This is a genomic window from Candidatus Hydrogenedentota bacterium (assembly GCA_019695095.1).
Lineage (GTDB): Bacteria > Hydrogenedentota > Hydrogenedentia > Hydrogenedentales > SLHB01 > JAIBAQ01.
Genome location: JAIBAQ010000247.1, coordinates 1 through 7,467 on the forward strand (window position 1 = coordinate 1; position 7,467 = coordinate 7,467).

7 protein-coding genes are annotated in these 7,467 nt (G+C 55.7%); 5 read left to right on the forward strand and 2 right to left on the reverse strand.

The features are described from left to right. Positions 1–921 (forward strand): right-handed parallel beta-helix repeat-containing protein (locus tag K1Y02_23830; GenBank protein ID MBX7259410.1); only part of this gene is annotated, 921 nt, incomplete at its 5' end. A gap of 57 nt (positions 922–978) precedes the next feature. Here K1Y02_23830 and K1Y02_23835 read toward each other — a convergent pair. Further along, complete coding sequence (locus K1Y02_23835) at positions 979–1,911, reverse strand: arylsulfotransferase family protein (GenBank protein MBX7259411.1); 933 nt, start codon at positions 1,909–1,911, stop codon at positions 979–981. 277 nt (positions 1,912–2,188) lie between these two features. On the opposite strand from K1Y02_23835, the gene K1Y02_23840 reads away from it, so the two are divergent. Both K1Y02_23840 and K1Y02_23845 read left to right on the forward strand, forming a co-directional pair. Beyond that, positions 2,189–3,445, forward strand: coding sequence for a PQQ-like beta-propeller repeat protein (locus tag K1Y02_23840; protein ID MBX7259412.1), 1,257 nt, complete (start codon positions 2,189–2,191; stop codon positions 3,443–3,445). Positions 3,446–3,478: 33 nt separating this feature from the next. Then, positions 3,479–5,221, forward strand: coding sequence for a hypothetical protein (locus K1Y02_23845; protein ID MBX7259413.1), 1,743 nt, complete (start codon positions 3,479–3,481; stop codon positions 5,219–5,221). Between the two features lie 400 nt (positions 5,222–5,621). Here K1Y02_23845 and K1Y02_23850 read toward each other — a convergent pair whose 3' ends face one another. Further along, entirely contained in the window at positions 5,622–5,930 is a 309-nt protein-coding gene (locus tag K1Y02_23850; protein ID MBX7259414.1) for a hypothetical protein, read from the reverse strand. A gap of 280 nt (positions 5,931–6,210) precedes the next feature. Here K1Y02_23850 and K1Y02_23855 point away from each other — a divergent pair, with 280 nt between their 5' ends. Next, positions 6,211–6,657, forward strand: coding sequence for an Rrf2 family transcriptional regulator (locus K1Y02_23855; protein ID MBX7259415.1), 447 nt, complete (start codon positions 6,211–6,213; stop codon positions 6,655–6,657). 109 nt (positions 6,658–6,766) lie between these two features. Further along, on the forward strand, positions 6,767–7,467 hold a 701-nt coding region (locus tag K1Y02_23860; protein MBX7259416.1), incomplete at its 3' end, for a cytochrome c.

Here is a 7,467-nt window from a genome sequence, read left to right on the forward strand (position 1 = left end):
CGCGGCGGCGGGACACTCTATTTGTGTTCGACGGTCAATCCCGGCAAGGCCTATGCAGGTATCGAGTGTGTCCTCTGGGGACAAAGAAAGCTCGTCAGTGCGAGACGTCACGTCGTTCTTGAAGACCTGAGCTTTCTCAACAGTGGCGTCCACGGATTTCAGGAAACCGATGTGCGACACGTCGCGATCAGAGGTTGCGAGTTTCGTTTCATTGGTGGTGCAGTCTGGAATCGTGAACGCCGCATGCGGTTTGGCAACGCGGTCGAATTGTGGGACGGTGCAAGCGAAGTGACTGTAGAGGGTTGCCTGTTCGACAACATCTACGACTCCGCGGTTACGCACCAAGGGGGAGAGACGAAACACATCCCCGAGCGAATCCACTTTCGCAACAATCTATTCACAGATTGCGGCCTCGCCGCATACGAATCGCGTGAACCCTCGCAGGAGATTTACTTCGAGTACAACACCTGCATCAACGGAGGCGGCGGATTCAGTATGCAGGGCGAGAATCCACCCCGCGCGACGGATCCCTATCCTCAGCCTGTCGGTTATCACGTGTGGGCCTGGATGATTGAGCCGCGCAGGCAGCCGGGCAAGGTCTATATTCGTCACAACATCTTTTGCGAGAGTACCGGCCCGGCAGTTTGTATGAGCATCGATGCCGCGGATGCGGAGAAGTTCATCCTCGACGACAATTGTTACTGGAAATCAACTCCTGGAAAGCTAATCGAATGGAGCGGAGAAAAGCCCTATTCGCAAGAAGAGTTTGCTCGCTATCAATCGGAATGCGCCAACGATCCGCACAGCCGTATTGCCAAGCCGCTGTTTGAGGACGAGTCCCGTGGCGACTTACGGCAACGCAAAGACTCGCCGTGTTTTGATGCAGGGATGCAAATCGATGGCGAGGGGATCCGATTGTAGTTCCATTGGAAGCAGACAATAACGGGACAACTCTAAGAATGATAGGGGCGTCGAAGCTCAGTGCAACACTTCTCCCTTGAGTGGATCGCCCGGAACGTCCAGGACCTGGATACTCGAAATCGTCTTCATGGTCTTGTCATCCTGAAACGTCCACACAATCTTCTTGTCCGGCGTGACTTCGATGATCGCTGGGGCCTTGCCGAACTCTCCATGACCGACCCAATTCGTAAGAACGGTGTTGCCGTTCGGTAGACGCTGTAGCCCGGTCATGAATTTCAGCGAAATCCCCGGTAGTTCGTCTTGCTTTATTTCCCAAACCGTCTTGCCATTTGTGTCGACTTCAAACACTTTTGGCGACTTCTTGAGATCGCCGCACGCAATCAGCGTGTTGCCGTTTGGGAGACGGATGGCACTATGCGGTCCGCTGGGCGCGGGAACTTCAAAGACGATCTTCCCCGCGGGATCGTACTCGCGAACAACTTCACCTCCGTAGAAGGCCACGAGATAATTGCCGTTGGAAAGTTTGCGCGCGTTGCGCATGAACGTGTGGCCGCCGTCTTGTCCTTCCGGGAGAAGCCGTAGCTCGCTGACAACCTTGCCACTCGGGTCTATTTCAAGCAGCCGTCCGCTGTTGCATTCGCCGATAAAGGTGTTGCCATTTGGCAGCCGTTGGCATGCGTAGACTTCACTCTTCGAGTCGTAGCGAAAAACGACTTTCTTGTCGCGCGTGACTTCGGTTACTCCGTCGCCCGTGTTGAAGAGGATGTTTCCGTTGGGTAAGACCCATATATCGTCGCTGGTCTTCGCCGGGTATTCCCACTCGACTTTTCCTTCGGCCGAGACCAAGAAGACTTTGTTACCGGAATAATCAGCGCACGCGAATGGGTGCGGCGTCCCCGTTTGGATAAGCTCCGATTGACCGTATACCGGATTAGAAGTCATGAGATTCATGCAGGCGACGACGATGAAGACAATCCCCAGACTACGCATTATTGCTCCCCCTTACAGAACACCTGTCTGTTCTGAGAGTCAGATGATATCACCTAGCTTAAGTCCCGGTCACGGCGGGATGATCGGGAATCTGGGACTGGCTTCAACGCATCCTTCGGATAGCGGGCCTACTTCAATGAGCGAGAATTGAGTCCCCCGAGGAATTCTGATTAACTGGTTTGGGCCGGGAGATTGGACGGCAGGAATCGGTAGCGGCCTCAACACGGTACCAATACATCGGCTATAGCGGTCCTGAGAAGGGGGAGTCAAGTTAACCATGCGATCTTATGTCTGGATTTTCACAGCAGCGTGTCTGATTTGTGCCGCGTTCGCCAGTGCCGATTGGCCGGATTGGCGCGGACCCACGCAGGAAGGGCATTGTGACGACGCAAACCTGCCGTTGCATTGGTCCGAAACCGAGAACATTGCATGGAAGACTGAGATTCATGACATCGGTCTATCGACTCCTGTTGTTTGGGGGAACCAGATCTGGCTCACAACCGCCGTCAAGGATGGGACAGTTCTTTACGCAGTCTGCGTCGATGTGGAATCGGGGAAGATCGTCTACGACATTCCCGTGTTCAAGGTGGAGAGTCCACAGCACATCAATCCCACCAATTCATACGCTACGCCATCCGCTACCATTGAAGCGGGCCGCGTTTACGTACACTATGGTTCTTTGGGCACGGCATGCATTGATACCGCAAACGGCGAGACACTTTGGAAGCGTACGGATCTCAACTGTGACCACATGCAGGGGCCGGCTTCGTCGCCCATCCTCTTTGAGGATCTTGTCATTCTCACGATTGAAGGCACCGATAAGCAGTTCATGGTGGGTCTGAACAAGAAGACTGGAGAGACGGTATGGACCTATAACCGTCCTGCCGAACTCTACACGCCTGACATTCAGCCTGTTTATCTGAAGTCCTATCAGACGCCTATCATCATCAACGTGGAAGGCAAGCCGCAACTCGTGAGCAACGGCGCGCTGATGGCCACCGGACATGACCCACGGACGGGTACGGAAATCTGGCGCGTCCTCTATCGCGACGATAGCACGATTTCCCGCATTGTTACAGGGCACGGACTCATGTTCATCAATACCGGAGGCAATCCCGGCGGGACTCAGCTTTATGCGGTGCGCCAAGGCGGCGTGGGGGATGTCACAAACACACATGTCGTTTGGAAGATGATGGAGGACGCCCCGCACGAATCGTCGCCTGTGCTTGTCGGAGATCTGCTCTATACCGTCGGCGACAAGAGTGCAATGCTGATTTGCTCGGAGGCGGAAACCGGCAAACAAGTATGGTCGCAAAAGATGCCGCGCGATATCTGGGCATCGCTGCTGGCCAACAAAGATCACATCTACATGCTGGACAGAAAAGGGAAGACCACTGTTATCGCGGCGGGACGCGAATACCGCGAACTGGCTGTCAATCAGCTTGACGGTGAATTCCTGGCGTCACCGGCCGTGGCCGGCGATTCGCTGTTGCTTCGCACGAAGACTCATCTATATCGGATCGTGGAAAAGTAGCAAGCCACTTCATCGGTGCTGCGGAGGAAGAGGATGCGATTTCTGGACCGAAGATCGTTCTTGCGATACGCCGGCACCGCCGCCGCAGGACTGGGATTCGCGGGATGTGCCACACCTGAGGGCAAGCGTTCATCGTCCTTGGAGAAGACTGTTAAGGTCCGTGTGACCAGCCGTGACGACGCTTTGATCCGAAGGACGTTCACGATTCTACAGGACCGCATTCAGGTCCGTTGCCCTGTTCGGGTAATCGAGTCGCGCACGGATGCAGATGTCATATTAGCAGTCGACGAGGGGCTGCCTCGTGAAGCCTATCGAATGGACGTAACGGGTAAAGCCCTGCGAATCTCCGGCGGTTCCCCCCAGGGACTGCTCTATGGAGCGGGTAAATTCCTGCGAACAAGCCGGTACGATCAGGCTTTTGTACCCTCCACATGGCGGGGACTATCGGAGCCTCATGGTTCCCTGCGCGGCATGTACTTCGCCACACACTTTCATAATTGGTATCACCGGAATCCCGATGAGGGAATCATTCGGTATATGGAGGACATGGCGCTTTGGGGCGTGAATGCCATCATGGTCATCTTCCCGATGATCAATCTTCAGGATTGGAACGATCCCGATGCAGAACCTGCCATGTCCATGGTGCGTCAATACGCGCAAGCGGCGCACGAACTGGGGATTCAGTTTGTTACTGGCCTGAACAACACCATGTTCATCGGCGCGCCGCAGGACATTCGCGCCACGCGTCTGCCCGACCCAACACACCGGCGCGGTAACAGTGGTCACCCCATTTGCCCAAGCATTCCCGCGGGACATGCGTATCTTATGGACAATGCGCGCCAACTCTATGAGAAGTTACACGATGTCGGCCTGGATGTGGTCTGCTTCTGGCCGTACGACGAGGGCGGATGCGCGTGCGAGAAATGCAGTCCCTGGGGCAGCAACGGATATCTGAAGCTCTCGCGCGATTTCGCGGACTTGGGTCGCAGCTATTTCCCCAGACTCAAGACAATCTTGAGCACTTGGATGTTCGATACGCCTCCCGAGGGCGAATGGGACGGATTGTCTGAAGCGCTGAAGAAGGACAAGAGTTGGCTCAACTACATTCTGGCGGATGCGCATGAAGATTTTCCGCGGTATCCACTTGAAAAGGGTGTACCTGGCGACCTGCCGTTGCTCAACTTTCCGGAGATCAGCATGTGGGGCAATTGGCCGTGGGGCGGTTTCGGGGCCAATCCGCTTCCGTCCCGTTTCCAACGCCTTTGGGATCAAGTGAAGACGGTGGTTCAAGGTGGATTTCCCTACAGCGAGGGTATCTACGAAGACATGAACAAGGCCATCGAGCTTCAGTTCTACTGGAACCCCGATCAAACCGCACAGGATACACTCAGAGAATATGTCGCCTACGAATTCGGCCCTGAAGTTGTCGATGACACGCTGGCCGTGGTTGCTTTGCTCGAAGACGCTGCCGCAAAGAAGTACCAGAAACAAGCTGTAGACGTCGATGGAGTGGAACGCTGTTGTTTACTCGCGGAATCCGTCAATGCGCGCTTGCCCGAATGGGCGAGAGAGAGCTGGCGTTGGGAGATTCTGCATTTGCGAGCCATCCTGGACTACGAACGTTTTGCCGGCGAAGGGCTGCAGACTGTGCGCGCTGAAGCTGCCATGAAACGGTTGATGGAGATCTACCATTGCCAAATGGAAACGGACGATCCGTACCATCACCGTGTTCGTCCTCCGTTGCGCGGAGCCATTTCGCGGAAGGGGCAACTTTAGTCCGCAATTTGCACCGGCGCAGCGAGTAGGCCATCGGTCCCGAAGAATCCGCGTTGGCGACGTGTTCCAGCGGGTAGGCTGTCGCACTATCGCAATTGGCAATCGGTTTCTGCCGGTTTCCTTTTCCGCAAAAAACTAAGCATCATCAAGGCCGCTGCTGTTAGTACAAACGCAGCGACCCCCGCCACAGGGACGGGCTGGTCCGGAAATGACGCGTCAGATTGCGGGTTTGTACCGGCGTTGTACTCATCGAGGTTGGAGTACGTGTCTGAGTCCGGGTCGCCGCTGGCGCCATCGTCTCCGGTGTCGCTGTTCGGGTCAAGTCCGTTTGCAGCTTCTTAACCGTCCGGCAAAAGATCGCCATCGGAATCGGCATCTAGCGGGTTCGTAGCGTGCAGATTCACTTCGTCGCCATCGGTAATGCCATCGCTGTCCGAATCGGAAACATCCGGGTTTGTTCGCGCGCGGGAAAGGCACTCGCGATGATCGGCGTCGACGGATTCTGGACAAGCGCAACATACTCGCCGTTCGCATCAAGTTTGAAGTTGGTGTGCAATTCACCCGGCACCGTCGTTCGATTATTGTCGGAAGCGAATACAACGAGAAAACCTCCGGGCGCAATCGTGACGTTGGGCAGGGGCCACTTGTTCAGATTCAGTTCGTCATCGGTCAGTGCCCAACCCAGCAACGAGACCGGAGGGTCGGTCACATTGCACAGTTCGATCCAGTCCGAGTGCTTCCCGTCTACATCCAGAATGCCGGTGCTGTTTGAAGTGATGAATCGCGTCTTTCAGGACCCTATCAGGTTATGTCATGGGTTGCGCCTATGACACCCCAGTGCTTCCATTACACACGTCCTACCGCAAATGAAACGAGTAGCCCTCGACGTCTGAGGCGCGGACAGGAACCTACCCTCGGCAAACCAGTTGACTTTTGGTGAGGCGTAGGGCATATTATGGACATAGAAGTCCACTATTTGGGGATCGCATATGTTCAGGCTCTATTCCAAGGGATGCGAGTATGCACTTCGGGCACTAACGTGCGCCGCGTCCCAGAAAGACACCTCGCGGTTTCAGGCGAAGGATGTGTGCAAAAAGGCCGGAATTCCGGAGTCTTTTACGCGAAAGGTCTTTCAAGCACTGACCCAGGGCGGTTTCCTGCAGGCCGTTAGGGGACCGGGTGGTGGCTACGAGTTGAGCCGGCCCCCGGAGGAGATAACGCTCAGAGACGTTATCGAGGCGGTTGAGGGACAAGACACGTTCAGTCACTGTGTGCTCGGATTTCCAACCTGCGGGGAGAAGCACCCGTGTCCGCTACATGAGACGTGGGCCGCCGCAAAGACGGAACTGTTGGCACAATTGGAGCAGAGATCGCTGCGGGATCTGGCTGATACTACCACGCGAAAGAAGAAGCGCGCGTTCGTGAGAGAGGACTAATCAACAATGAACACGATGAAGGGAGTCGTTCTGTGTCATCCTTATTGTGGACAAAAATATCCAGAATAGACGGGCGATACGCCGGCCTCAACCGGTTGGAGAAGATCGAATGGCGCGTGGCATTCCGAGTGTAAAGCGAACATTTCTGGCCGTTGGGCTGGTTTGGAGTATCTGCTTCGTGGCGATGGGCGCGGACATTTCCGCTCCGTCCACTGAACCGACGCCTGTTCCAGAACCCGCTCAGCTTCAAGAGACGCAACCTCCTGGCGAATCGGCGCCACAGAAGGAACCAGAGAAGGCGGATACGGGTGCGCGTATGTTCACGCAGAAATGCGCCGGATGTCACACGATTGGAGGCGGCGCCTTGACTGGCCCTGACCTAAAGGCCGTGCAGTCGTGGCCAAAGCAGAATGTGGACCCCGCAATACTGCGCATGGAAAAGAACGTCGGCAAGCTGAAGCCGGAAGACATTCAAGTGCTTGCCGAACTGCTGCTCGCACCGGACGCGGCGAACCGCATCGCGGAGGAGCGAAAGCGAATTGCGATGCAGGAAATGGCGAAGTTGGAGCCCGCCAGCGCGGCGGTGGGTGAGGCCATCTTCTACGGGTCGAAACCCCTGACCAACCGTGGGCTCGCGTGCGCGTCGTGCCATGCGGTCAATGGACGAGGCGGGAACTTGTCGTTCGACCTGACAGGGAGTTTTGCCAAGTTGGGTGAAGTGCCGCTTGCTAGCACCATTGAAGGCGTGACTTTCCCCCTGATGCAGGCGGCTTACAAAGACAATCAGATTACGAAGCAGGAAACCATCCA

Excerpts from the sequence above, each read along its gene's own strand:
- K1Y02_23855 (MBX7259415.1), top strand. The coding sequence starts at position 6,211 with ATGTTCAGGCTCTATTCCAAGGGATGCGAGTATGCACTTCGGGCACTA.
- K1Y02_23845 (MBX7259413.1), top strand. The coding sequence starts at position 3,479 with ATGCGATTTCTGGACCGAAGATCGTTCTTGCGATACGCCGGCACCGCC.
- K1Y02_23835 (MBX7259411.1), bottom strand. The coding sequence starts at position 1,911 with ATGCGTAGTCTGGGGATTGTCTTCATCGTCGTCGCCTGCATGAATCTC.
- K1Y02_23840 (MBX7259412.1), top strand. The coding sequence starts at position 2,189 with ATGCGATCTTATGTCTGGATTTTCACAGCAGCGTGTCTGATTTGTGCC.